This is a genomic window from Pseudotabrizicola sp. L79 (assembly GCF_036553525.1).
GTDB lineage: Bacteria > Pseudomonadota > Alphaproteobacteria > Rhodobacterales > Rhodobacteraceae > Pseudotabrizicola.
The window spans coordinates 124,483-146,859 of record NZ_JAZHDA010000052.1; the positions used below are offsets into that span (position 1 = coordinate 124,483).

Annotated in this window: 22 protein-coding genes; 18 read left to right on the top strand and 4 right to left on the bottom strand. The window is 62.1% G+C overall.

The window, feature by feature from the left end; genetic code table 11:
• Positions 1 to 10 precede the first annotated feature (10 nt).
• The 3 genes from rodA (at position 11) to V3C85_RS13760 (ending at position 3,066) form a co-directional block, all read left to right on the top strand.
• Positions 11 to 1,150, top strand: a complete 1,140-nt coding sequence (rodA, locus tag V3C85_RS13750; protein ID WP_331795717.1) for a rod shape-determining protein RodA — start codon at positions 11 to 13, stop codon at positions 1,148 to 1,150.
• A gap of 15 nt (positions 1,151 to 1,165) precedes the next feature.
• Positions 1,166 to 2,092, top strand: a complete 927-nt coding sequence (locus V3C85_RS13755) for a 2-hydroxyacid dehydrogenase (protein ID WP_331795718.1) — start codon at positions 1,166 to 1,168, stop codon at positions 2,090 to 2,092.
• 89 nt (positions 2,093 to 2,181) lie between these two features.
• The gene (locus tag V3C85_RS13760; protein WP_331795720.1) at positions 2,182 to 3,066 is read left to right on the top strand and encodes a DMT family transporter; all 885 of its coding nucleotides are present in this window, start codon (positions 2,182 to 2,184) and stop codon (positions 3,064 to 3,066) included.
• A 10-nt stretch (positions 3,067 to 3,076) separates the two neighbouring features.
• Here V3C85_RS13760 and V3C85_RS13765 read toward each other — a convergent pair whose 3' ends face one another.
• A complete protein-coding gene (locus V3C85_RS13765; protein WP_445942021.1) occupies positions 3,077 to 3,934 on the bottom strand; it encodes a MurR/RpiR family transcriptional regulator in 858 nt (285 codons plus the stop codon).
• A gap of 256 nt (positions 3,935 to 4,190) precedes the next feature.
• Between V3C85_RS13765 and V3C85_RS13770 the strand changes: the two genes are divergently transcribed.
• From V3C85_RS13770 to V3C85_RS13810, 9 genes are all read left to right on the top strand, one after another.
• On the top strand, positions 4,191 to 4,940 hold the full coding sequence (locus V3C85_RS13770; RefSeq protein ID WP_331795722.1) for an N-formylglutamate amidohydrolase: 750 nt from the start codon (positions 4,191 to 4,193) through the stop codon (positions 4,938 to 4,940).
• Positions 4,940 to 5,446 (top strand): TRAP transporter small permease subunit, encoded by a 507-nt coding sequence (locus V3C85_RS13775; protein WP_331795723.1) that lies wholly within the window; start codon positions 4,940 to 4,942, stop codon positions 5,444 to 5,446. Before V3C85_RS13770 ends, V3C85_RS13775 begins: the two co-directional genes overlap by 1 nt.
• Positions 5,446 to 6,786 carry a TRAP transporter large permease gene (locus V3C85_RS13780; RefSeq protein WP_331795724.1) on the top strand — a complete coding sequence of 447 codons (1,341 nt, stop codon included), beginning with the start codon at positions 5,446 to 5,448 and terminating at the stop codon, positions 6,784 to 6,786. The genes V3C85_RS13775 and V3C85_RS13780 overlap by 1 nt, the downstream gene beginning before the upstream one ends.
• 46 nt (positions 6,787 to 6,832) lie before the next feature.
• Positions 6,833 to 7,864 carry a TRAP transporter substrate-binding protein gene (locus tag V3C85_RS13785; protein ID WP_331795725.1) on the top strand — a complete coding sequence of 344 codons (1,032 nt, stop codon included), beginning with the start codon at positions 6,833 to 6,835 and terminating at the stop codon, positions 7,862 to 7,864.
• 89 nt (positions 7,865 to 7,953) lie between these two features.
• Positions 7,954 to 9,318, top strand: coding sequence for a glutamine synthetase family protein (locus tag V3C85_RS13790; RefSeq protein WP_331795726.1), 1,365 nt, complete (start codon positions 7,954 to 7,956; stop codon positions 9,316 to 9,318).
• 72 nt (positions 9,319 to 9,390) lie between these two features.
• Positions 9,391 to 10,770, top strand: coding sequence for an aldehyde dehydrogenase family protein (locus tag V3C85_RS13795; RefSeq protein ID WP_331795727.1), 1,380 nt, complete (start codon positions 9,391 to 9,393; stop codon positions 10,768 to 10,770).
• A 4-nt stretch (positions 10,771 to 10,774) separates the two neighbouring features.
• On the top strand, positions 10,775 to 11,935 hold the full coding sequence (locus tag V3C85_RS13800) for an iron-containing alcohol dehydrogenase (protein ID WP_331795729.1): 1,161 nt from the start codon (positions 10,775 to 10,777) through the stop codon (positions 11,933 to 11,935).
• 3 nt (positions 11,936 to 11,938) lie between these two features.
• Complete coding sequence (locus V3C85_RS13805) at positions 11,939 to 13,177, top strand: NAD(P)/FAD-dependent oxidoreductase (protein ID WP_331795731.1); 1,239 nt, start codon at positions 11,939 to 11,941, stop codon at positions 13,175 to 13,177.
• Positions 13,178 to 13,224: 47 nt separating this feature from the next.
• The gene (locus V3C85_RS13810) at positions 13,225 to 14,226 is read left to right on the top strand and encodes an NAD-dependent epimerase/dehydratase family protein (RefSeq protein ID WP_331795732.1); all 1,002 of its coding nucleotides are present in this window, start codon (positions 13,225 to 13,227) and stop codon (positions 14,224 to 14,226) included.
• Positions 14,227 to 14,230: 4 nt separating this feature from the next.
• Here V3C85_RS13810 and V3C85_RS13815 read toward each other — a convergent pair whose 3' ends face one another.
• From V3C85_RS13815 to V3C85_RS13825, 3 genes are all read right to left on the bottom strand, one after another.
• Complete coding sequence (locus V3C85_RS13815; protein WP_331795733.1) at positions 14,231 to 14,674, bottom strand: GNAT family N-acetyltransferase; 444 nt, start codon at positions 14,672 to 14,674, stop codon at positions 14,231 to 14,233.
• Positions 14,671 to 15,681 (bottom strand): type I glyceraldehyde-3-phosphate dehydrogenase, encoded by a 1,011-nt coding sequence (locus tag V3C85_RS13820; RefSeq protein ID WP_331795734.1) that lies wholly within the window; start codon positions 15,679 to 15,681, stop codon positions 14,671 to 14,673. Before V3C85_RS13820 ends, V3C85_RS13815 begins: the two co-directional genes overlap by 4 nt.
• An 82-nt stretch (positions 15,682 to 15,763) precedes the next feature.
• Positions 15,764 to 18,070, bottom strand: a complete 2,307-nt coding sequence (locus tag V3C85_RS13825; protein ID WP_331795735.1) for a DNA topoisomerase IV subunit A — start codon at positions 18,068 to 18,070, stop codon at positions 15,764 to 15,766.
• A gap of 146 nt (positions 18,071 to 18,216) precedes the next feature.
• Here V3C85_RS13825 and V3C85_RS13830 point away from each other — a divergent pair, with 146 nt between their 5' ends.
• The 6 genes from V3C85_RS13830 (at position 18,217) to V3C85_RS13855 (ending at position 22,332) form a co-directional block, all read left to right on the top strand.
• A complete protein-coding gene (locus V3C85_RS13830; protein WP_331795736.1) occupies positions 18,217 to 18,744 on the top strand; it encodes an SH3 domain-containing protein in 528 nt (175 codons plus the stop codon).
• Positions 18,745 to 18,807: 63 nt separating this feature from the next.
• On the top strand, positions 18,808 to 19,632 hold the full coding sequence (locus V3C85_RS13835; protein WP_331795737.1) for an SDR family oxidoreductase: 825 nt from the start codon (positions 18,808 to 18,810) through the stop codon (positions 19,630 to 19,632).
• Positions 19,633 to 19,732: 100 nt separating this feature from the next.
• Entirely contained in the window at positions 19,733 to 19,942 is a 210-nt protein-coding gene (locus V3C85_RS13840) for a twin transmembrane helix small protein (protein WP_331795738.1), read from the top strand.
• A complete protein-coding gene (locus tag V3C85_RS13845) occupies positions 19,942 to 20,520 on the top strand; it encodes a cob(I)yrinic acid a,c-diamide adenosyltransferase (RefSeq protein WP_331795739.1) in 579 nt (192 codons plus the stop codon). The genes V3C85_RS13840 and V3C85_RS13845 overlap by 1 nt, the downstream gene beginning before the upstream one ends.
• Positions 20,521 to 20,642: 122 nt before the next feature.
• Positions 20,643 to 21,404 carry an electron transfer flavoprotein subunit beta/FixA family protein gene (locus tag V3C85_RS13850; protein ID WP_331796035.1) on the top strand — a complete coding sequence of 254 codons (762 nt, stop codon included), beginning with the start codon at positions 20,643 to 20,645 and terminating at the stop codon, positions 21,402 to 21,404.
• 1 nt (position 21,405) lies between these two features.
• Complete coding sequence (locus V3C85_RS13855; RefSeq protein WP_331795740.1) at positions 21,406 to 22,332, top strand: electron transfer flavoprotein subunit alpha/FixB family protein; 927 nt, start codon at positions 21,406 to 21,408, stop codon at positions 22,330 to 22,332.
• Positions 22,333 to 22,377 lie beyond the last annotated feature (45 nt).

The following is a 22,377-nucleotide window of genomic DNA, read 5'->3' on the forward strand; positions in this document are numbered from 1 at the left end:
GGGGCGGGCCATGAGTTTTCTGGAATACCGCGTTAAATTCGTGCCCTCGGGGCTGAAGAAGGTTCTGTATCTGAACTGGCCGCTGATCGTGCTGGTCACCGCTGTGTCGGCGGTGGGCTGGCTGGCGCTGTATTCCATCGCCGGCGGGCGGATGGATGTTTGGGCCGGGCGGCAGATGCAGGTCTTTGCGCTGGGTGCGGTGGCGATGTTCTTTATCGCCTTTGTGCCGATCTGGTTCTGGCGCAACATGTCTTTACTGGCCTATCTGGTCAGCATGATGTTGCTGCTGGTGGTCGAGTTTTTCGGCACCGTCGGCATGGGCGCGCAACGCTGGATCGAGATTGGCGGGCTGCGGCTGCAACCGTCGGAATTGATGAAGGTGACGCTGGTGATGATGCTGGCGGCCTATTATGACTGGCTGGATGTCAAAAAGGTTTCGCGCCCGTTCTGGGTGCTGGTGCCCGTGGCGCTGACGGTGCTGCCCACGGTTTTGGTGCTAATGCAGCCCAATCTGGGCACGGCGTTGATCTTGCTGATGATCGGCGGCGCGGTGATGCTGCTGGCCGGGGTCAGCTGGTGGTATTTTGCGGCGGTGATTTCGGGCGTGGTGGCCACGATCTGGGCGGTTTTTGCCAGCCGGGGCACCGATTGGCAGTTGTTGCACGATTATCAGTTCCGCCGGATCGACACCTTTCTTGACCCGACCGCCGACCCGCTGGGCGCAGGCTATAACATCATTCAGGCACAGATCGCTTTGGGATCGGGCGGATGGGGCGGCAAGGGGTTCATGCAGGGCACCCAAAGCCGGCTGAACTTTTTGCCCGAAAAGCATACCGATTTCATCTTTACCACCCTGGGCGAGGAATTCGGCTTTGTCGGGGTGTTCTCGATCCTGATCCTTTATGCGTTGATCTTGGTGTTTTGCTATGTGTCGGCCTTGCAGAACAAGGACAGGTTTTCGACGCTGCTGATCATGGGGATTGCGGTCAACTTTTTCCTGTATCTGGCGATCAATCTGTCGATGGTGATGGGGCTGGCGCCGGTGGTGGGGGTGCCTTTGCCCTTTCTTTCCTATGGCGGTTCGGCCATGCTGGTCTTGCTGGTGGCCTTTGGCCTGATCCAGAGTGCGCATATTCACCGACCCCGCTGACCTGCCCGAGGCCCGATGACAACCATCCTTTTCGCCGCCCCCAAGCTGTGGGACGACTATGCAAAGACGTTGCCCAAGGCGCTAGCCGATCTGGGGGTGACGGGCGAGGTGGTGTTGGAGGCGGCGCCCGAGACGGTGGATTATATCGTCTATGCGCCCTCGGCCCCGTTGCAGGATTTCAGCCCCTTTACCCGCTGCAAGGCGGTGTTGTCGCTGTGGGCCGGGGTCGAGCGGATTGTGGGCAACCCGACGCTGACCCAGCCCCTGTGCCGGATGGTGGACCCGGGCCTGACCGAAGGGATGGTGGAGTGGGTGGTGGGCCATGTGCTGCGCCATCATCTGGGGATGGATCGGCATATCGTGAACCCCGGCCATGTCTGGGATGCGACCTGCCCGCCGCTTGCGCGCGAACGACCGGTGACCATGCTGGGCCTTGGCGCCCTGGGCACGGCCTGTGCGCAGGCGCTGGTGGCGCTGAATTTCCCGGTGACAGGCTGGAGCCGGCGGCCCAAGGATGTGGCCGGGGTGCGCTGCCTGTCGGGGGGCGATGGATTGCGCACGGCCCTGAGCGGGGCGCAGATCGTGGTGACGTTGCTGCCCAAAACGCCCGAGACGGAAAACACGCTGAACGAAGAAACCTTGGCGCTGATGGCGCGGGGGGCGGTCGTGCTGAACCCCGGTCGTGGCCCGCTGATCGACGATGCCGCGCTGCTGGCGGCGCTGGACAGCGGCCAGATCGGCCATGCCACGCTGGATGTCTTTCGCACCGAGCCTTTGCCCCAAAATCACCCATTCTGGGCACATCCGCGGGTGACGGTGACACCGCATATTGCCGCCGATACCCGCGCCAGCTCTGCCGCGCGGGTGATTGCAGAAAACATCCGGCGCGGCCAGGCCAAAGAGCCGCTGCTGCATCTGGTGGATCGCCGCGCCGGCTATTAGGCCCCTGCCCCGTTTGCGACGCAGGCGGTCGCGCGGGGAACAGACGCTGCCCGCCCTGCCGCCTTTGATGCCCCAAACGGGGGGCAATCATGCGATATGGAACGGGCGTCATCCTGGTGATCGGGGCGGGGATCTTGTGGTCGTTGATGGGCCTGATGATCCGCCAGATCGAAGGTGCAGGCACCTGGGCGGTGCTGTTCTGGCGGTCGGTCGGGGTGATTCCGGTTTTGATGGCGGTGATCTGGTGGCGGTCTGGCGGGCAGCTTTGGGCGCGGCTGCGCGGGGTTGGCATTCCGGGGGTGATCGGGGGGCTGGGTCTGGTGCTGGCCTTTGGGGGCGCAATCTTTGCCATTCAGGCCACCACGGTTGCCAATGCCGTGTTCCTGTTCTCGGCCTCGCCCTTTCTGACGGCGGTTCTGGGCTGGTTGATCCTGCGCGAACCGGTGCGGCGGGCCACATGGATGGCGATTGTGATGGCCGCTGTCGGCATGTTCATCATGGTGCGCGAAGGGCTGGCCGCCGGGGCCTTGGCGGGCAATGTGGCGGCGCTGCTGTCGGCGCTTGGGTTTTCTGTGTTCACGCTGGCACTGCGCTGGGGCAAGTTGTCAGACATGATGCCCGCCGTTGTGCTGGGGGCGATCTTTTCAATGCTGGCCGCCGGGGTTGTTTCCACGGCGATCGGCACCGGAATTGTGGTGCCCCTGCGCGATGTGGTGATTGCGATGGCCATGGGGGCCGTGATTCTGGCCATCGGCATGGCACTTTATACCACCGGCAGCCGGGTTATTCCGGCGGCGGAACTGACCTTGCTGTCGATGGTCGAGGTGCTGCTGGCGCCAATCTGGGTGTGGCTGTTTCTGGGGGAAACGGCCAGCGCGGGCACCTTTGTCGGCGGTGCGGTGCTGATGGGGGCGGTGGGGTTCAACGCGCTGTCGGGCGCGCGGCGCAAGCCGCTGGCACCGCCCGTGACGTGACGGGGCTGGCCTAACGATAGCGCCGGAAAAAGCGCGACCTGTCATACAGCGTTTCCAGCCGTTTCATGCGCTGTTCGGTGCTGGACCATGTCAGCGCCTGAACTGACGCCAGCAGGGTTTCGACCAGCACCAGAATAGACACGGTTGAATCCCAGGCGCTGGGGGCCTCGATATGGCACGACAGGGTGTGGCGGGCATGGCTGGCCGCGGGGCTGACCCAGCGGTCGGTGATCAGAATCACCTCGGCCCCCTGTTCGACCGCCAGTTCCACCAGTTGCAGGACCGAGTTTTCATAGCGGCGGATGTCGAAGACCAGCAGGATATCGCCCTTGGCCATATCCAGCAGCGCAGGGGGCCAGGTGTTCGACATATCCGACATCAGCGTGACATCAGGGCGCACGACCTTCATCAGCGTGACGAAATAATCGGCCATTGCATGGGTGATCCGCCCCCCCATCGCAAAGATCTTGCGCCGGTTATCGGCCAAAAGCTGGGCGGCGGCATCGAATTCGGCGTGGTCGATCTGGCCAAGCGTGGCTTGCAGATTGGCAACCACCGCATCGGCAAAGCGGTTCAGCACATGGGCATCCGGCGCCCCGCCGGCCCAACGGTCATGTTTGGCGATGGGCGACACCAGCATCGCTTCGACCTCGCCGCGCAGGGCACCCTGATAATCGGGATAGCCCTTGTAACCCAGTTTCTGACACAGGCGCACTACGGTGGGGGTCGAGACCTCGGCCGATTTGGCCAGCGCCGTGATCGAGCCCAGCGCCGCCACCGGGTAATGCCGCAGGATATGGGTGGCCAGTTGCCGTTCGGCACGGGTCAGATCCGGCAGGGCGGCGCGCATCCGGTCTTCGACAGTCATGGCCATATCCATTTCGTTCCTGCCCTTCTGGCCCCAGATCCCTGTCAGCCATACACCCTGAAACAGAGTTGGTCTGCACAGAAAATTGGCAGCGACTCTGGCAGGGCGAAGGCCCGGTTTAGAAAACTTTGTAACAGAATTTTTCGCAAAGAAAAATTCTTGACAGAATGCGGGCTGGCAAGGGACGCTGTGAAAAAAGAGGGGGATGACTCGCGTGATGTCTGCGCCAGATCAGGGCACGTTGCCTGCCAGAACCATGGCACCCTTTCGTGCGATTTTCGAGAACCGCGACTCGCGCGGGCGTATTCTTTTGGTGTGCGAACACGCCTCGCATCACATCCCGCCCGAATGGGATGGGCTGGGGCTGACGGCGGCCGAGCAACTGGCCCATATCGCCTGGGATCCGGGCGCGCTGGATCTGGCGCGGGGTTTGGCGCGGCGGCTGGATGCCTGCCTTGTGCATGCGCCGGTCAGTCGGTTGGTCTATGATCTGAACCGCGCCCCCGATCAGGCCGGGGCGATGCCCGCGCAATCCGAGGTGTTCACGGTGCCCGGCAATGCCGCGATCAGCGCCGAGGAACGGGCGCGGCGCACGCAGGCGGTTTATGTGCCGTTCCATGACGATCTGCATATCGAAGTGGCGCGGCGCATGGCGCTGGGGCTGGCCCCGGTGATCGTGACCATTCACAGCTTTACGCCAGTGTATTTCGGCGCGCCGCGGGCGGTGGAGTTTGGGATCATCCATGATGCCGATGACCGGATGGCGCGCGCCATTCTGGCCCATGCGCCTGTGGGCCTGAAGGCCGAGTTGAACGCGCCCTATTCGGCCGCCGATGGCGTGACGCATACGCTGCGGTTGCAGGCCAACCCGTATCGGCTGGCCAATGCGATGCTGGAAATTCGCAATGATCTGATCGTCACCCCCGCCGCCGCCGAGGCGATGGCCGACCAGTTGGCCCCCTGCCTGAGCGCCGCCCTGGCCACCATCACCGAGGGGGCCGTTTGATGCCGCGCGCAGCGATTGCCTTTGTCCGCATCGTGGACAAGATGAATTACGGCGTTGGCCGGTTTGCCATGTATCTTTTGTTCGTGCTGATGGCCATTCTGATGTGGTCCACCATCAGCAAGGCCTTCTTCAACCCGTCGCTGTGGACGCTGGAATTGGCCCAGTTCGTGATGGTGGCCTATTACATTCTGGGCGGGCCCTATGCGATGCAGATGGAGGGCCATGTGCGGATGGACCTGTTCTATGCCAAGCAAAGCCCCGTGCGCCGCGCCTGGTGGGATGGGTTCACCGTTTTTGCGCTGATCTTTTATCTGGGCGTCATGCTGTATGGGGCCATCGACAGCACGCTTTACGCCTTTACCTATAACGAGCGCAGCCCAACCGCGTGGCGGCCCTATATGTGGCCGATCAAGGTCACGCTTTGCGTGGGCTTTGCGCTGATGCTGTTGCAGGCCCTGTCGGCGCTGATCAAGGACATCGCCACGATCCGTGGAGAGAAAATCTGATGTCCTATGAGATGATCGCGCTGCTGATGTTTTCGACCATGCTGCTGCTGATGATGACGGGGCAGCGGGTCTTTGCGGTGATCGGCTTTGTCGCCGTCTTTTCGGCCCTGATGCTGTGGGGCACGGGCGGCGAGAGGATGGGCTTTTCGGCCAGCATGAAGCTGATGAAATGGTATCCGCTGCTAAGCCTGCCGATGTTCGTCTTCATGGGCTATGTGATGAGCGAGGCCAAGCTGGCCGATGACCTCTACAAGATGTTTCACATCTGGTTTGGCCGGGTGCGGGGCGGATTGGCGATTGGCACCATTTTGTTGATGGTGCTGATTTCGGCCATGAACGGGCTGTCAGTGGCGGGCATGGCCATCGGGTCAACCATCGCCCTGCCCGAGTTGCTGCGCCGGGGCTATGACAAGCGGATGGTGACGGGGGTTATTCAGGCCGGGTCCAGCCTTGGCATCCTGATCCCGCCGTCGGTTGTGCTGGTCCTGTATGCGATGATCGCGCGGGCGCCGGTGTCGGAATTGTGGTTGGCGGGCATTGTGCCGGGGCTGATGATGGCCGCAATGTTCATTATGCTGATCCTGATCCGCTGCCGGGTGCAGCCCGAACTGGGCCCGGCGCTAAGCGAGGATGAGCGCGCCAGCATCACCACGGCGGAAAAGCTGGCGTCCCTGCGGGCCGGGCTTTTGCCCTTTGCCATCTTTGGCGGCATGATGGTGCCCTTTATCTATGGCTATACCTCGCTGGTCGAAAGCAGTGTGATCGGCGTCTTGATGACGGTGCTGGGGGCGGTGATCAAGGGCCGGATGAATGCCACGGTGTTCGAAGTGGCCACCCGCAACACGCTGGCGATTTCGGCGATGTTCATGTGGGTGATCCTTGCGGCGCTGTCGTTTGGCGCGGTGTTTGATGGCCTGGGCGCCGTCAAGGCGGTGGAAAACCTGTTCATCGACCAGTTGCACATGGGGCCTTGGACGATCCTGATCCTGATGCAGCTTTCGTTTCTGCTGATGGGCATGTTCCTAGATGATACCGCCATGCTGGTGATCGTGGCGCCCCTGTATGTGCCGCTGGTCGCGGGCCTTGATTTCGGCATGCCGCGTGGCGATGTGCTGATCTGGTATGGGGTGCTTTACACCATCACCTGCCAGATCGCCTATCTGACGCCGCCCTTTGGCTATAACCTGTTTTTGATGCGGGCCTTTGCCCCGCCCGAGATTTCGATGGGCGATATCTATGCCTCGGTCTGGCCCTTTGTTCTGGTCATGGTGGTGGCCCTGGCCCTGATCATGATCTTCCCCGGTTTGGCCCTGTGGCTGCCCAACATGATTTATCCCTGAGGCCCGGCTGAACCGGACCCATTCCCTGCAACAGAGAGGTTTACCCATGACGTCCAGACGTTCTTTCCTGACCAAAGGCGCCCTTGCCGGTGCCGCTACCCTTGCCGCGCCTTCAGTGTTGCGCGCGCAAGAGGTGATCAAATGGCGGATGCAGACCTATGCCGGGGCTGCCTTGGCCGAAGAGGTGGTGAAGCCCGCCGTCGATATGTTCAACCGCATCGCGGCCGGGCAGATGGAGATCGAGCTGTTCACCGCAGATCAGCTGGTGCCCACGGGCGAGCTGTTTCAGGCGATGCAGGCGGGCACGATTGATTGCGTGCAATCGGATGATGACAGCATGGCCTCGCCCACCGAAGTGACGGTGTTTGGCGGCTATTTCCCGCTGGCGCTGCGCTATAGCCTTGATGTGCCGGTTCTGTTCAACAAATACGGGTTGAAGCAGATCTGGGAAGAAGAATACGCCAAGGTGGGCGTCAAGCATATCTCGGCCGGGTCTTGGGATCCGTGCCATTTCTCGACCAAAGACCCGATCAACAGCCTTGCCGATCTGCAAGGAAAGCGGGTGTTCACCTTCCCCACCGCTGGCCGTTTTCTAAGCCAGTTCGGCGTGGTGCCGGTGACGCTGCCATGGGAAGACATCGAAGTGGCCGTGCAGACGGGCGAGCTGGATGGCATCGCTTGGTCGGGCATCACCGAGGTGTATACGGTGGGCTGGTCGAATGTGACCAACTACTTCCTGACCAACAACATCTCGGGCGCGTGGATTGGCCATTTCTTTGCCAATATGGATCGTTGGAACGCCCTGCCCCCGCATTTGCAGGAACTGCTGGCCGTGTGCTTTGAACAGTCGCATTACTATCGCCAGCACTGGTATTGGGGCGGCGAGGCCGATCTGCGCCTGAACGGCGGCAAGATGCAACTGACCACCATTCCCGATGAGGAATGGGCCACGGTCGAGGCGGCTGCCGTGACCTTCTGGGATGAGATCGCGGCGGAATCCGAGACCAAGGCCAAGGTCGTGGCGATCTTCAAGCAGTATAACGACACCATGCAAAAGGCAGGTCGGCCCTATCGCTGACCGGACAAGACCCTGGGGGCGCGCCAGAGATTGCGCGCCCCTGACCACAAGAATATGATCAAATTCAGACTCACCGACGGGGAACAGAGATGCCGGGCAATCTGACGCTGGAAGAACTTCGGGGCCTTGTGGACAAGGGCGAGATCGACACCGTTCTGGTCGCCGGTATCGACATGCAAGGCCGCCTGATGGGCAAGCGGTTTCACGCGCGGTTCTTTGTCGATGGCGGCCATACAGAAACCCATTGCTGCAACTATCTGCTGACCGTGGACATGGAGATGACCACGGTGCAGGGCTATAAATCCAGCAGTTGGGAAACCGGCTATGGCGATTATGTGCTAAAGCCCGATATGGCCACCCTGCGCCGCATTCCATGGCTAGAGGGCACGGCGCTGGTGCTGGGCGATACGCTGGACCATCACGGCCACGAAGTGCCGATGAGCCCGCGTGCCATTCTGAAGCGTCAGGTGGCGCGGGCGCGGGCGCTGGGGTTCGAGCCGATGATGGCGACGGAACTGGAATTCTACCTGTTCGAGAATTCCTATGAAAACCTGCGCGACCATGGCTTTGCCGATCTGAAAACCGTCAGCGGCTATAACGAGGATTACCACATCTTCCAGACCACCAAGGAAGAGGATGTGATGCGCGCCATCCGCAACGGGCTGTATGGCGCGGGGATTCCGATCGAGAATTCCAAGGGCGAGGCCGAAGCCGGTCAGGAAGAGATCAACTATCGCTATTCCGACGCTTTGGACACGGCCGACAACCATGTGATCGTCAAGAATGGCGTCAAGGAAATCGCCTGGGCCAAGGGCAAGTCGGTGACTTTCATGGCCAAATACGATCACCGCCGCGCCGGATCGTCCAGCCATGTGCATCAAAGCCTGTGGACCAAGGATGGCAGACCCGCGTTCCATGACCCGGCAGACCCCTATGGCATGTCAGATCTGATGAAGCAGTTTGTGGCGGGGCAGTTGGCCCATGCCACGGAAATCACGGCCTTTCTGGCGCCCTATGTGAACAGCTACAAGCGCTTTACCATTGGCATGTTCGCCCCCACCAAGGCGGTGTGGAGTGCGGACAACCGCACGGCGGGCTTTCGCGTCTGCGGCGTGCAATCCAAGGCGGTGCGGGTGGAGTGCCGGATTCCGGGCAGTGACGCCAACCCCTATCTGGCCTGTGCGGCGCTGCTGGCGGCAGGTCTGGCCGGGATCGAGGCCAAGATGGAGCTGGAGCCCGAGATGAAGGGCGACATGTATAACACCGAAGGCATCCGCAACGTGCCCCACAATCTGCGCGATGCGGCAGCGGCGCTGAAGGGCAGCGCCATGCTGCGGGCGGCCTTTGGCGATGATGTGGTCGATCACTATCACCATGCCGCGCAGTGGGAGATTTCCGAGACTGACCGCGTGGTGACCGACTTTGAACGCCAGCGGTTGCTGGAACGGGCCTAGGCTGGGGCTTTCCCCGCCCCTGCCGTGGATTTTTGCAAGCGTCGGGCTGAAGCCCGACCTACGAGGACGAAGATGAAACCGATTCAACTGATTTCGCCGGTCGATGGCAGCGTCTATGCGGAACGGATGCCCCTGACGATAGAGGCCGCGCAGGCCGCCTGTGCCCGTGCCCGCGCCGCGCAAAAGCCTTGGGCCGCCCGACCGCTGGAAGAACGGATCGCGCTGGTCAAGGCCGGTGTGGCACGCCTGAACGAGATGCAGGATGTGGTGGTTGAGGAACTGGCCTGGCAGATGGGCCGCCCCACCCGCTTTGGGGGCGAATTCGGGGGGGTGAATGCCCGCACCGACTACATGGCGGAAATCGCCGCCGAAACGCTGGCCCCGACGATGGTTGAGGACAGCGACAAGTTCCGCCGCTATCTGACGCGCGAACCTGTGGGCGTGGTGTTCATCATCGCGCCGTGGAACTATCCCTATCTGACCACGATCAACACGCTGGTTCCGGCCCTGATCGCGGGCAATACCGTGGTGCTGAAACATGCCAGCCAGACCCTGCTGGTGGGCGAACGGATGGCCGAAGCCTTCCATGCCGCGGGCGTGCCCGAGGATGTGTTCCAGAACGTGGTGCTGGACCATGCCACGACCGAGACGCTGATCGGGGCGCGGGCCTTCAACTTTGTCAATTTCACCGGATCGGTGGCCGGGGGTGCCGCGATCGAGCGCGCCGCGGCGGGCACCTTTACCGGGCTGGGGCTGGAATTGGGCGGCAAAGACCCCGGCTATGTGCGGGCCGACGCCAATCTGGAGGCGGCGGTGGATACGCTGATGGACGGGGCCTTGTTCAATGCGGGCCAGTGCTGCTGCGGGATCGAGCGGATCTATGTGCATGAAAGCCTGTATGATGCCTTTGTCGAAAAGGCCGTGGCCTGGACCAAGGAGCTGAAACTGGGCAACCCGTTTGATGCGGCCAGCACGCTGGGGCCGATGGCGCACACGCGGTTTGCATCGGTGGTGCGCGACCAGATTGCCGAGGCGATTGCCGCCGGGGCCAAGCCGCTGATCGACCCAAAGGAGTTTCCGGCCGATGATGGCGGTGCCTATCTTGCGCCGCAGGTCTTGGTGAATGTCGATCATTCCATGCGGGTGATGATGGAAGAAAGCTTTGGCCCGGTTGTCGGCATCATGAAGGTTTCGTCGGATGATGAGGCGATTGCCCTGATGAACGACAGCCCCTATGGCCTGACGGCCAGCATCTGGACCCAAGATTACGACACCGCTGCCGCCATCGGCGCGCAGATCGAAACCGGCACGATTTTCATGAACCGGGCCGATTACCTTGACCCCGCCCTGTGCTGGACAGGGTGCAAAGACACCGGGCGCGGCAATTCGCTAAGCTATCTTGGGTTCCATTCGGTGACCCGTCCGAAATCCTATCACCTTAAGAAAGTCTGACGCCATGACCCATCATGTTCCCAATCGGAACTGGTCTTACCCCACTGCGATCAAATTCGGTGTGGGGCGTATTGCCGAACTGGCCGAACATTGCGCGGCCAGCGGCATCACAAAGCCCCTGCTGGTGACCGACAAGGCCTTGGCCAGCCTGCCGATCACCTCTGCCGCGCTGGATGTGCTGGCGGCAGCGGGGCTGGGCCGGGCAGTCTTTTCCGAGGTGGACCCGAACCCGAACGAAGGCAACATGGCGGCGGGCATCGCGGTTTACACCGCGGGTGGCCATGACGGCGTGATCTGCTTTGGCGGCGGCTCTGCCCTTGATCTGGGCAAGATGATTGCCCTGATGGCGGGCCAGCGCGCCGATCTGAGTGTGTGGGATCTGGAAGATATCGACGACTGGTATACCCGCGCCGATGCCAGCAAGATTGCCCCGATCATTGCTGTGCCGACGACGGCAGGCACGGGCAGCGAAGTGGGCCGCGCGGGCGTGCTGACCAACAGCGTGACCCACAAGAAGAAGATCATCTTCCACCCCAAGCTGATGCCCGTGGTCACCATCTGCGACCCGGCGCTGACGGTGGGGATGCCGAAATTCATCACCGCTGGCACCGGGATGGATGCGCTGGCCCATTGTCTTGAGGCCTATTGCAGCCCGTTCTACCACCCGATGAGCCAAGGCATCGCGCTGGAAGGCATGCGGCTGGTGTTTGAAAACCTGCCCAAGGTCTATGCCAACCCGAACGATCTGGACGCCCGCGCCCATATGATGAGTGCCGCGGCCATGGGCGCGGTGGCGTTCCAAAAGGGCTTGGGCGCGATCCACAGCCTGAGCCACCCGATTGGCGCGGTTTACAACACCCATCACGGCACCACCAATGCGGTGGTCATGCCGATGGTGCTGGATATGAACCGCCCGGCGATTGAAGACCGGATCAACGCGGCCGCGGCCTATCTGGGCATTGCGGGCGGGTTTGACGGGTTCCGCGCGGCGATCATGGGCCTGCGTGAAACGCTGGCCATTCCTGCCAATCTGACGGCCATGGGCGTCAAGCCCGAGGATCTGGACCAATTGACCGAAATGGCCCTGGAAGACCCGTCTTGCGGCGGGAACCCGATTGAAATGACGCGCGAAAACACCCGCGCGCTGTTCGACGCCTGCATGTAAGCGATGGCGGCCCATCAGACCGATATTGCCATCATCGGCGCCGGTGTGGTGGGCCTTGCCATCGCCGAGCGCCTGCTGGCCGAGGGGCGCGAGGTGACGCTGATTGATCCGAACCCACCCGGTTCGGGGGCGTCATACGGCAATGCGGGCACGATTGCCGATTATGCGGTGCTGCCGGTGGGCACGCCCGATGTGTTGCGCAATCTGCCGTCGCTGCTGTTTGACCGCAATTCGCCGCTGTCGATCCGTCGGGCGGCGCTGCCCAGCCTTGCGCCGTGGTTGCTGCGCTTTGCGCTGCAATCATTGCCGGGGCCTGCCAAGCGCAATGCGGCGGCAATTGCGGGCCTGCTGGCCGATGCGGCCCCGCTGTGGCAGGCGGTGGCGGCGCGGATTGATGCAGAAGACATCCTGCAAAGGCGCGGCTGCCTTTACATGTATGAAAGTGCCGGGGCCTTTCGCGCAGCCAAGGCGGACATGGCCTATCGCCGCAGTCTGGGCATTACCGTTGATCTGATCGGCCCCGATGATCTGCGCCAACTGGAACCCGGCCTGCCCGAGGTAGAGGGCGGGGCCGCGTTTTTCCCCAACGCGGTGTTCATGTCTGATCCGTCTGCCATGGTGGCGCGGTTGGCGGCGGCTGTTCAGGCCCCGGTTCTGCCGCATCGGATTGACCGGCTGGAGCGGCGCAATGGCGGCGTGCATCTGGCGGGTGACGGCATCGAGGTGCAGGCACGGCGCGTGGTGCTGGCGGCGGGAGCGCATTCGCGGGCCTTGGCGCGCATGGCGGGCGACCGCATCCCGCTGGATACCGAGCGCGGCTATCATGTCGAATGGGATATGCCCCAGCCCCGGATCACCCGCCCCACCTGCCCCAGCACGCGCGGGTTTTACCTGTGCCCGATGTCGGGCCGGTTGCGGGTGGCGGGCACGGTGGAGCTGGGCGGGCTGACCGCCCCGCCCTCGCCGCATCGGGTGGACAAGTTGGTGCAGGGCGCACGGGCGATCTTTCCGGATCTGGGCGAACCCAGCCGTGACTGGATGGGGTTTCGCCCCAGCCTGCCCGACAGCCTGCCAGTCATCGGCCCGTCGCGCGGCGGGGATGAGGTGATCCATGCCTATGGTCACGGCCACATCGGCCTGACCCTGGCCCCGATCACCGCGCGGCTTGTGGCCGATCTGGTAGCAGGCCGCTCGCCCGAGCGGGACATCACCGCAACGCGGGCCACGCGTTTCGGGCTTTGATCCCCGCGCCGTTCGCGGGTAATCAGGGCCAAACAAAGGGGTAAGTCATGAGTGACAAGGTTCTGATCACCGGGGCAGCCGGGTTCATCGGCTTTCATCTGGCGCGGCGCATGTTGGCCGAGGGCTGGCAGGTGACCGGATTTGACGGCATGACGCCCTATTACGACCCAAAACTAAAAGAGGCACGGCTGGCCATCTTGCAGGCGCAGCCCGGATTTCGGTTTGAGCAAGGGATGATCGAGGAAGAAGGCCGCCTGACCGCATTGGCGGGCGAGGTCAGGCCCGATGTTATCGTGCATCTGGCCGCGCAGGCGGGGGTGCGCTATTCGATTGATGCCCCGCGCAGCTATGTGCAATCAAACCTGATCGGCACGCATGAGGTGCTGGAGGCCGCGCGCGCCCATCCGGTGCGGCATCTGATGATGGCCTCGACCAGTTCGGCCTATGGTGCGAACAGCCAGATGCCCTATGCAGAAACACATCAGGCCACCCATCCAATGAGCTTTTACGCCGCGACCAAGATCGCGAACGAGGCGATGGGGCACAGCTATGCGCATCTGTTTGGCCTGCCGATCACGATGTTTCGGTTCTTTACCGTCTATGGCCCTTGGGGGCGGCCGGATATGGCACTGTTCAAATTCACCAAGGCAATTTTGAACGGCCAGCCGATTGATGTGTATAATCACGGCGATATGAAGCGCGATTTCACCTATGTTGCCGATCTGGTCGAGGGGATCGTGCGGCTGGTCGCCACGCCCCCCGGCACGGCGCCGGTGGGGCCGATGGACAGCCTGTCGCCCGTGGCACCGTTTCGCGTGGTGAACATCGGCAATGGCAACCCGGTGCAACTGACCGATTTCATTGCGGCGATCGAGGCCGCGACGGGCCGCAAGGCCACGCGCAACCTGATGCCGATGCAGCCCGGCGATGTGCCCGCCACCTGGGCCGATGCCAGCCTGATCGAGGCGCTGGTGGGCCGCCTGCCCCGCACTGACATCGGCGAAGGTGTGGAGCAGTTCGTCGAATGGTATCGCGGCTGGAACGGCTGAAAGGTCAGAGCGTCATTTCATAGGTGACCCAAGTCGCCGGGGTGGCAAGCCGATCATAAAGGCTGCGTGCGCGATGGTTGTCTGCTGCTGTCAGCCACGCCAACAGGGGCCAACCCTGCGCGCGGCCCTTGGCTGCCACGGCGTCGATCAGCGCCTTGGCCGTGCCGCTGCCCCGGGCCGATGGGTCAACGAACAGGTCATCCAGAAAGCCTGTCGTCTTGGCCCAAAGCGGATCATCCACGGTGCGGAAATGGGCAAGGCCAATCAGGCGGCCTTGCGCTTGGGCCACAAGCCCCGAGGTGGATTTGGCCGGATCGTGCAGCCACGACCAGACGCGGTCGCGCATGGCCTCTGATTGTGCGACACCGTAAAATTCTGCGTAACCCGCGAACAGCCTGCCCCAGTCGGCGCGGTCTGCGGGTGTGGGCGGGCGGATCGTCAGGGTCATGATGCCATCCTGTGGGCCACATCTAGCATGCGGTTGGAAAAGCCCCATTCGTTGTCATACCAGCCAAAGACCCGAACCATTCCAGCGGCCGTGATGCGCGTTTCAGGCAGGGCCATCACAATGCTTTCGGGCCGCGCCCGCAGATCAGAGCTGACAAGGGGGCGGTCGGTCCAGCCGATCACGCCGCCGGCCTGTTGGAACAGGCTGTTCAGCGGATCGACCTCTGGGGTTTGTCTCAGCATCACCGCCAGATCGACGCAAGACACGCTGGCCACCGGCACCCGCACCGCCGAGCCTTCGATGCGGCCCGCGATCTGCGGCAGCACCGTATCCAGCAGCCGCGAGGCGCTGGTGGTGGTTGGCACCATCGACAGCGCCGCCGCGCGCGAGCGGGCAAAATCGGCGGCGGGGGCGTCAATCGTGGGCTGACTGCCGGTATAGCAATGGATGGTGGTCATCGACCCGGTCACAATGCCATAGGCATCGTCCAACAGATGCGCCAAAGGGGCCAGCGCATTGGTGGTGCAAGAGGCGTTCGAGACGATCTTTTGCCCTGCCAGCAGTTGATCATTGGCCCCCAGCACCACCGTCAGATCCGCCGATTTGGAGGGGCCGGAAATCAACACCCGCGCGGCACCGGCGCGCAGGCCGCGTTCGGCCACTTCGCGCGCCTCGGCCCGGCCGGTGCATTCCAGCACCACATCAACCCCCGACAGATCAAGGGCCGAGATATCGGGCTGGCGATGCAGCGGGATGGCTTTCCCGTTTACAACCAAGGCCCCGTCAGACAGGGCCACAGACCCGCCCCAAGGGCCAAAGGTGCTGTCATATTCGAACAGATAGGCACACATTTCGGGGGTGGCGATATCATTGATGCCAACCACCTGCAGACCCGGCCAATGGCCCGGCGCACGCGCCCAGGCCCGCAGGATGGATCGCCCGATCCGACCAAAGCCATTGATGAAGACCCGCATGGCGCCCCCCTTGTTGGCCTTCAGGTTCACCATGCAGTGCCCCCAAGGGCAAGTCCTGCTTTGTCACGGATACAAGACCCGCGCGGTGGCAAGTGGGGGCCAGTCAGGTAAGGCGTCAGGTAAAGCGGTTGTCGCGGGGAAAGCCGCGCGGGGCCATCTTGCCCGCCGTGGCCCGATCACCCAGCCATTCGGTCAGGTCGGGTTCGGTGCGCGTGCGCCCTGCCGGATCTTTCCATGTCAGGCCATCGGCAAGGACAAAGGTCATGGCATCGCTCAGCCCGCCATCCTTATACTTTTGCAACCGCACGCCTTTGCCCTTGGCCATTTCCGGCAGATCATCCAGCGGGAAAACCAGCAGTTTGCGGTTCTCGCCCACCACGGCAACATGATCGCCTTGCACATATCGCGCCAAGGCCGCGGTCACGCCCTCTTTCACCGTCAGCACCTGTTTGCCGGATTTGGTCTGGGCCAGCACCTCTTCCGAGGGCACCACAAAGCCATCGCCCGCCGTTGAGGCGACCAGCAGTTTGGCCCCCGGACGGAACAGCAGGAAATCGACGATCTCGGTATCATTCGGCAGATCAACCATCAGGCGCACAGGTTCGCCCATGCCGCGCCCGCCGGGCAAGTTCGCCCCCACAAGGGTGTAAAACCGCCCATTGGCCGCCACCAGAACGATCTTGTCCGTGGTTTCGGCATGGAAGGCAAAGCGCGGGCCATCGCCATCCTTGAACTTCTGTTCGGCGGTCAGATCGACATGGCCCTTCAGCGCGCGGATCCAGCCCATCCGTGAGCAGATCACAGTGATCGGTTCGCGCTCGATCATCGCTTCGAATGGCACATCCTCGATCGTGCCAGCCTCGCCAAAGGCGGTGCGGCGGTCGCCCAGACGGGTGCCTTTGCCAAATTGCTTGCGGATCGCTTCCAGCTCTTTGCCGATCTGCTTCCATTGCAGGCTTTCACTGGCCAGAAGATCGGCCAGGCCGGCGCGTTCGGCCATCAGGGCGTCACGCTCGCGGATCAACTCCATCTCTTCCAGACGGCGCAAGGACCGCAGGCGCATGTTCAGGATGGCTTCGGCCTGAACCTCGGTCAACTCGCCTTGTTGGCCCGCAGGCGGCGGCACATAGTCTTTTTCGCTGGTCGCGCGCTTGTGCGACTTGCCCCAGATTTCGGCCATCAACGCGCGCTTGGGGTCATCATCATAGCGGATGATGTCGATCACGCGATCAAGGTTCAGGAAGGTGATGATGAAACCTTCCAGAATCTCCAGCCGATGATCGATCTTTTCGACGCGATGTTCCGACCGACGCCGCAACACGTCGCGGCGGTGATCCAGAAAGGCGCGCAACACCTCTTTCAGCGAACAGACGCGCGGCACCTTGCCGTCGATCAGCACGTTCATGTTCATGCTGAAACGGCTTTCCAGATCGCTGTTCTTGAACAGCATCCCCATCAGCATGTCGGGTTCGACATTGCGCGCGCGCGGTTCCAGCACGATGCGGATGTCATCGGCAGATTCGTCACGCACATCGGCCAAAAGCGGGATCTTCTTGGTCTGGATCAGTTCGGCCAGCTTTTCGATCAGCTTGGACTTCTGAACCTGATAGGGGATCTCGGTCACGACAATCTGCCATGTGCCGCGGCCCAGATCCTCGATGTGCCATTTGGCACGGGTGCGAAACGCGCCGCGACCGGTTTCATAGGCTTCGATGATCGCGCGCTTTTCTTCGACGATCACGCCGCCGGTCGGGAAATCGGGGCCGGGGATCAGATCGACCAAGGCCGCTGTGGTGATATCGGGGTCGCGCAGCATGGCGTGGCAGCCCTGAATCAATTCATCCAGATTATGCGGCGGAATGTTGGTGGCCATCCCCACGGCAATCCCGCTGGACCCATTGGCCAGAAGGTTCGGAAAGGCCGCAGGCATGACGACGGGCTCTTCCAGCGTGCCATCATAATTGGGCCGGAAATCAACGGCGTTTTCGGCCAGACCTTCCATCAGCGTTTCGGCAATCGCGGTCAGCCGGGCCTCGGTATAGCGGCTGGCGGCGGGGTTGTCGCCGTCGATATTGCCAAAGTTGCCCTGCCCATCCACCAGCGGATAGCGCACGTTGAAATCCTGCGCCAGACGCGCCATGGCATCATAGATCGCCGCATCGCCATGCGGGTGATAGTTGCCCATCACATCGCCGGAAATCTTGGCCGATTTGCGGAAACCACCCGTGGCCGACAGCCGCAATTCGCGCATCGCAAACAGAATGCGGCGGTGAACCGGCTTTAGCCCGTCACGCGCATCGGGCAGGGCCCGGTGCATGATGGTGGACAGCGCATAGGTCAGATAACGCTCGCCAATGGCGCGCGACAGCGGTTCGGCCGTGGTCATGGCCCCGATCTTGGTGTCATCAGCTTCGTCGGACATGGATGGTGTGTAATCTGCGCGGGCGGAACGGTCCAGCCGGAAAATCTTTGCCCGCCAAGGGGGAAAAACCGGCGACTTTTGCCCTGTGCTTGGTTAAGATCGGGGGGTAATTAGCTGTCATCAAGAGTGAATCAGGTGTTTTTGTCATGATCCGTTGGACGATTGTTCTTTGCCTTGGGCTTTACCTTACCTTGCAGTTGGGCGGCGAAGATCGCGGTCAGAAACGCCTGGGGCTGATGGAAGCAGAGCAAGAGGCGATGGCCGCGGCGGCGAAACAGGCAAAGCCCGAGATGGTTGAGGCCAGCAAGGTTGCGGCGATTGCACCCGACGTTGCACCCGCCCCTGTCGTTGACGTGGCCTTTGCCCCGACAGCCGCCCTGATCAATGCCAGCGTTACGGATGCAGACCCCACGCCCGCCCCATCGCCCGCGGCTGACCTTGCCGCCAGTTCAGACAACGCCTTGGGCCAGATCATGTATGTGACGGGCCGGTCGGTGAATGTGCGGGGCGGGCCATCCACGCGCAATGCGGTGGTGGGCAAATTGGGCCGGGGCGATGCCGTATCGGTGGTCTGGGTGGAAGAAAACGGCTGGGCGCGCATTCGCGTCGAGGGTGACGGCGTGGATGGCTATATGTCTCTCAGCTTTCTGACCGAGACGGACCCGGCGAATTAAGCCAATCTGCTTTGACATCTGCCCGATTGCCCCTAATCAGGGAAAAAACAAACGGGCAGGACCATGGCGAAATCGATTCTGATCACCGGATGCTCTTCGGGCATTGGCCTTGATGCGGCGCGCGGGCTGAAGGCACGCGGATGGCGGGTGTTTGCCACCTGCCGCAACGAGGCCGACTGCGCCACATTGCGCGACGAAGGGCTGGAAAGCTTTGTGCTGGATTATGCAGATGAGGCCAGCATCGACGCGGCGGTGGCCGAATGCCTTGGCCGCACCGGGGGCACGCTGGATGCGCTGTATAACAACGGGGCCTTTGCCTGCCCCGGCGCGGTTGAGGATTTGCCACGCGGGGCCCTGCGTGAAATCTATGAAACCAATCTGTTTGGCTATCATGACCTGACCCGCCGCATCATTCCCGCGATGCGGGCACAGGGGCATGGGCGGATCATCAACTGCTCTTCTGTTCTGGGGCTGGTCGGGATGAAATGGCGTGGGGCCTATGTTTCAACCAAATTCGCGATGGAGGGGCTGACCGATGTGTTGCGCATCGAGATGCGGGGCACCGGCATCGAGGTGATCCTGATGGAGCCGGGCCCGATCACCAGCCGCATCCGCGCCAATGCGATTCCGCATTTTGAAAAGTGGATCGATTGGGAAAACTCGGCCCGCGCCGAAGAATACCGCCCCCTGATGTCGCGCCTGTATGAAGACCGCGGCCCCGACCGGTTTGAACTGCCCGCAGCCGCAGTGACGAAAAAGCTGATCCATGCGCTGGAAAGCAAACGGCCAAAGGCCCGCTATTATGTGACGACACCCACCTATCTGATGGGTTTTGCGCGGCGCATCTTGCCGACACGGGCGCTGGATTGGCTGATCGCCAAGGGCTGATCGCTGCGACATCAACGCCATCGCCCGCTTGGGGGGCCGAAAATTCCTTCGCTTTTCCGGCGAAAGCGCCTAGATCACGCTGCAATGTAAAGGAGCCGCCATGCTGAACGATCCGCTGTTCATTCTTGCAGCCATTGCCTGTCTGGGCGTTCTGGTCATCTTGATGATCGGCATCGGCGGGTTCGCCAAGGGCGGGGATTTCAACCGCAAACATGCCAACCGCCTGATGCGGTATCGCATCGCGGCGCAGGCCCTGGCCGTTGTCTTGATCGTGGCCTTTGCCTGGCTGCGCAGCCATGGGGGGAACTGATGGTCGTTCTGTCGAAAATCTACACGAAAACGGGCGATGCGGGGGAAACCGCCTTGGGCAACGGGGCCCGCGTGGCCAAGCATTCCACCCGCGTGAATGCCTATGGCACGGTGGATGAGGTGAATGCGACCGTGGGTCTTGCCCGGCAATTCGCCGAAGGCTGGATGGAAGACGCCTTGGCCCGTGTCTCGAACGACCTGTTCGATCTGGGCGCCGACCTTGCCACGCCCGACATGCACAAGGATGCCGAACTGCCCTATACGCCGCTGCGGATGATCGCAGCACAGGTCGCCCGGCTTGAGCGTGAAATTGACGCACAAAACGCCAAGTTGACACCGCTGCGCAGCTTTATTCTGCCCGGCGGATCGCGTCTGGCCGCACAATTGCACCTGTGCCGCACCGTCTGCCGCCGTGCAGAACGGCTGACGGTGGAACTGGCCACGATGGAAGAGGTGAACAGCGAAGCCGTCAAATATCTGAACCGTTTGTCCGACTGGTTCTTTGTGATGGGCCGGATCGCCAACAACGACGGCAAGGATGATGTGCTGTGGGTGCCGGGGCTGACGCACGAAAGCTGATCGATTTCATCGATCAGGAACGTGGCGTTCCAAGGACGTGCCGCGTCGATTTTACACTGTTGCGATGCAGAAAGACTCGGTAGGAACGTCAGAGAGCTTGGTTTAACGGGAGAATGACGCCGATGAAGGTCTTGGTGCCTGTCAAACGTGTGATTGACTATAACGTGAAGGTCCGTGTGAAGGCGGATGGTTCGGGTGTCGATCTTGCGAATGTGAAAATGTCGATGAACCCCTTTGACGAAATCGCCGTGGAAGAGGCGATCCGCTTGAAGGAAAAGGGCGTCGCGACCGAGGTTGTCGTGGTGTCGATTGGTGTCAAGCAAGCCCAGGAAACGCTGCGCACGGCTTTGGCCATGGGGGCTGACCGCGCGATCCTGATCGAAGCGACCGCCGATGTGCAGACCGATATCGAACCTTTGGCCGTTGCGAAACTGCTGGCCGCCGTCGTCAAGGAAGAGACCCCAGGTCTGGTTCTGTGCGGCAAACAGGCGATCGACAATGATATGAACGCCACCGGCCAGATGTTGTCGGCCCTTTTGGGCTGGAGCCAGGCCACCTTTGCCAGCGAACTGGCCATCGAAGGCGACAAGGCCATTGTCACGCGCGAAGTGGATGGCGGCTTGCAAACCATCAGCGTGACCATGCCCACCATCGTGACGGTTGATCTGCGCCTGAACGAGCCGCGCTATGCATCCTTGCCCAATATCATGAAAGCCAAGGCCAAGCCCCTGGCGATCAAGACCCCGGCCGATTACGGCGTGGATGTCGCGCCCCGGCTGTCGGTTGTGAAGACGGTGGAACCGGCAGGCCGCAAGGCCGGCGTCAAGGTTGGCTCGGTCGAAGAGTTGATTGCGAAACTGAAAGACGAAGCGGGGGTGATCTGAGATGGCTGTTCTTCTTCTGGGTGAAGTCACTGACGGTCAGCTTTCGGTCGATGCAACGGCCAAGGCCCTGACTGCTGCCAAGAAACTGGGTGATGTGACGGTGCTTTGCGCTGGCGCAAGTGCCGCCGCCGCCGCCGCCGAGGCCGCCAAACTGGACGGCGTCAAGAAAGTGATCTGCGCCGAAGACCCATCTCTGGGGCATCGTCTGGCAGAACCGACCGCCGCGCTGATCGTGTCTTTGGCGGGGGATTACACCCATATCGTGGCCCCGGCCACGACCGATGCCAAAAACGTGCTGCCGCGCGTTGCCGCCCTGCTGGATGTGATGGTGATCTCGGACGCTTCGGGTGTGATCGACGCCGACACGTTCGAACGCCCGATCTATGCGGGCAACGCGATCCAGACCGTCAAGTCTTCGGACAAGATCAAGGTCGTGTCGATCCGCACCTCGTCGTTCGAGCCTGCCGCGGGGGGTGGGTCTGCCGCAGTGGAAACGATTGCCGCAGCGGCCAATCCGGCACTGTCCTCGTGGATCGAAGACAAGGTTGCCGCCAGCGACCGGCCAGAGCTGACCAGCGCGGGCATCGTTGTTTCGGGCGGGCGTGGCGTCGGCTCGGAAGCGGACTTTGCCCTGATCGAAAAGCTGGCTGACAAGCTGGGCGCCGCTGTCGGTGCCAGCCGCGCCGCTGTCGACTCGGGCTATGCCCCGAACGACTGGCAGGTTGGTCAGACGGGCAAAGTTGTCGCCCCGACACTGTATGTGGCCGTTGGCATTTCAGGTGCGATCCAGCACTTGGCCGGCATGAAAGATTCCAAGGTGATCGTCGCGATCAACAAGGATGAAGAGGCGCCGATCTTCCAGGTTGCCGATTACGGCCTTGTGGCAGATCTGTTCACCGCCGTGCCGGAACTGACCGAAAAGCTGTGATCTGATCACAGACGTTGTCGAAAGGGCGCCCGCTTTGGCGCCCTT

Coding starts and splice junctions, on each gene's coding strand:
- rodA (WP_331795717.1), top strand. CDS start 11: ATGAGTTTTCTGGAATACCGCGTTAAATTCGTGCCCTCGGGGCTGAAG.
- V3C85_RS13755 (WP_331795718.1), top strand. CDS start 1,166: ATGACAACCATCCTTTTCGCCGCCCCCAAGCTGTGGGACGACTATGCA.
- V3C85_RS13760 (WP_331795720.1), top strand. CDS start 2,182: ATGCGATATGGAACGGGCGTCATCCTGGTGATCGGGGCGGGGATCTTG.
- V3C85_RS13765 (WP_445942021.1), bottom strand. CDS start 3,934: ATGACTGTCGAAGACCGGATGCGCGCCGCCCTGCCGGATCTGACCCGT.
- V3C85_RS13770 (WP_331795722.1), top strand. CDS start 4,191: ATGGCACCCTTTCGTGCGATTTTCGAGAACCGCGACTCGCGCGGGCGT.
- V3C85_RS13775 (WP_331795723.1), top strand. CDS start 4,940: ATGCCGCGCGCAGCGATTGCCTTTGTCCGCATCGTGGACAAGATGAAT.
- V3C85_RS13780 (WP_331795724.1), top strand. CDS start 5,446: ATGTCCTATGAGATGATCGCGCTGCTGATGTTTTCGACCATGCTGCTG.
- V3C85_RS13785 (WP_331795725.1), top strand. CDS start 6,833: ATGACGTCCAGACGTTCTTTCCTGACCAAAGGCGCCCTTGCCGGTGCC.
- V3C85_RS13790 (WP_331795726.1), top strand. CDS start 7,954: ATGCCGGGCAATCTGACGCTGGAAGAACTTCGGGGCCTTGTGGACAAG.
- V3C85_RS13795 (WP_331795727.1), top strand. CDS start 9,391: ATGAAACCGATTCAACTGATTTCGCCGGTCGATGGCAGCGTCTATGCG.
- V3C85_RS13800 (WP_331795729.1), top strand. CDS start 10,775: ATGACCCATCATGTTCCCAATCGGAACTGGTCTTACCCCACTGCGATC.
- V3C85_RS13805 (WP_331795731.1), top strand. CDS start 11,939: ATGGCGGCCCATCAGACCGATATTGCCATCATCGGCGCCGGTGTGGTG.
- V3C85_RS13810 (WP_331795732.1), top strand. CDS start 13,225: ATGAGTGACAAGGTTCTGATCACCGGGGCAGCCGGGTTCATCGGCTTT.
- V3C85_RS13815 (WP_331795733.1), bottom strand. CDS start 14,674: ATGACCCTGACGATCCGCCCGCCCACACCCGCAGACCGCGCCGACTGG.
- V3C85_RS13820 (WP_331795734.1), bottom strand. CDS start 15,681: ATGGTGAACCTGAAGGCCAACAAGGGGGGCGCCATGCGGGTCTTCATC.
- V3C85_RS13825 (WP_331795735.1), bottom strand. CDS start 18,070: ATGTCCGACGAAGCTGATGACACCAAGATCGGGGCCATGACCACGGCC.
- V3C85_RS13830 (WP_331795736.1), top strand. CDS start 18,217: ATGATCCGTTGGACGATTGTTCTTTGCCTTGGGCTTTACCTTACCTTG.
- V3C85_RS13835 (WP_331795737.1), top strand. CDS start 18,808: ATGGCGAAATCGATTCTGATCACCGGATGCTCTTCGGGCATTGGCCTT.
- V3C85_RS13840 (WP_331795738.1), top strand. CDS start 19,733: ATGCTGAACGATCCGCTGTTCATTCTTGCAGCCATTGCCTGTCTGGGC.
- V3C85_RS13845 (WP_331795739.1), top strand. CDS start 19,942: ATGGTCGTTCTGTCGAAAATCTACACGAAAACGGGCGATGCGGGGGAA.
- V3C85_RS13850 (WP_331796035.1), top strand. CDS start 20,643: ATGAAGGTCTTGGTGCCTGTCAAACGTGTGATTGACTATAACGTGAAG.
- V3C85_RS13855 (WP_331795740.1), top strand. CDS start 21,406: ATGGCTGTTCTTCTTCTGGGTGAAGTCACTGACGGTCAGCTTTCGGTC.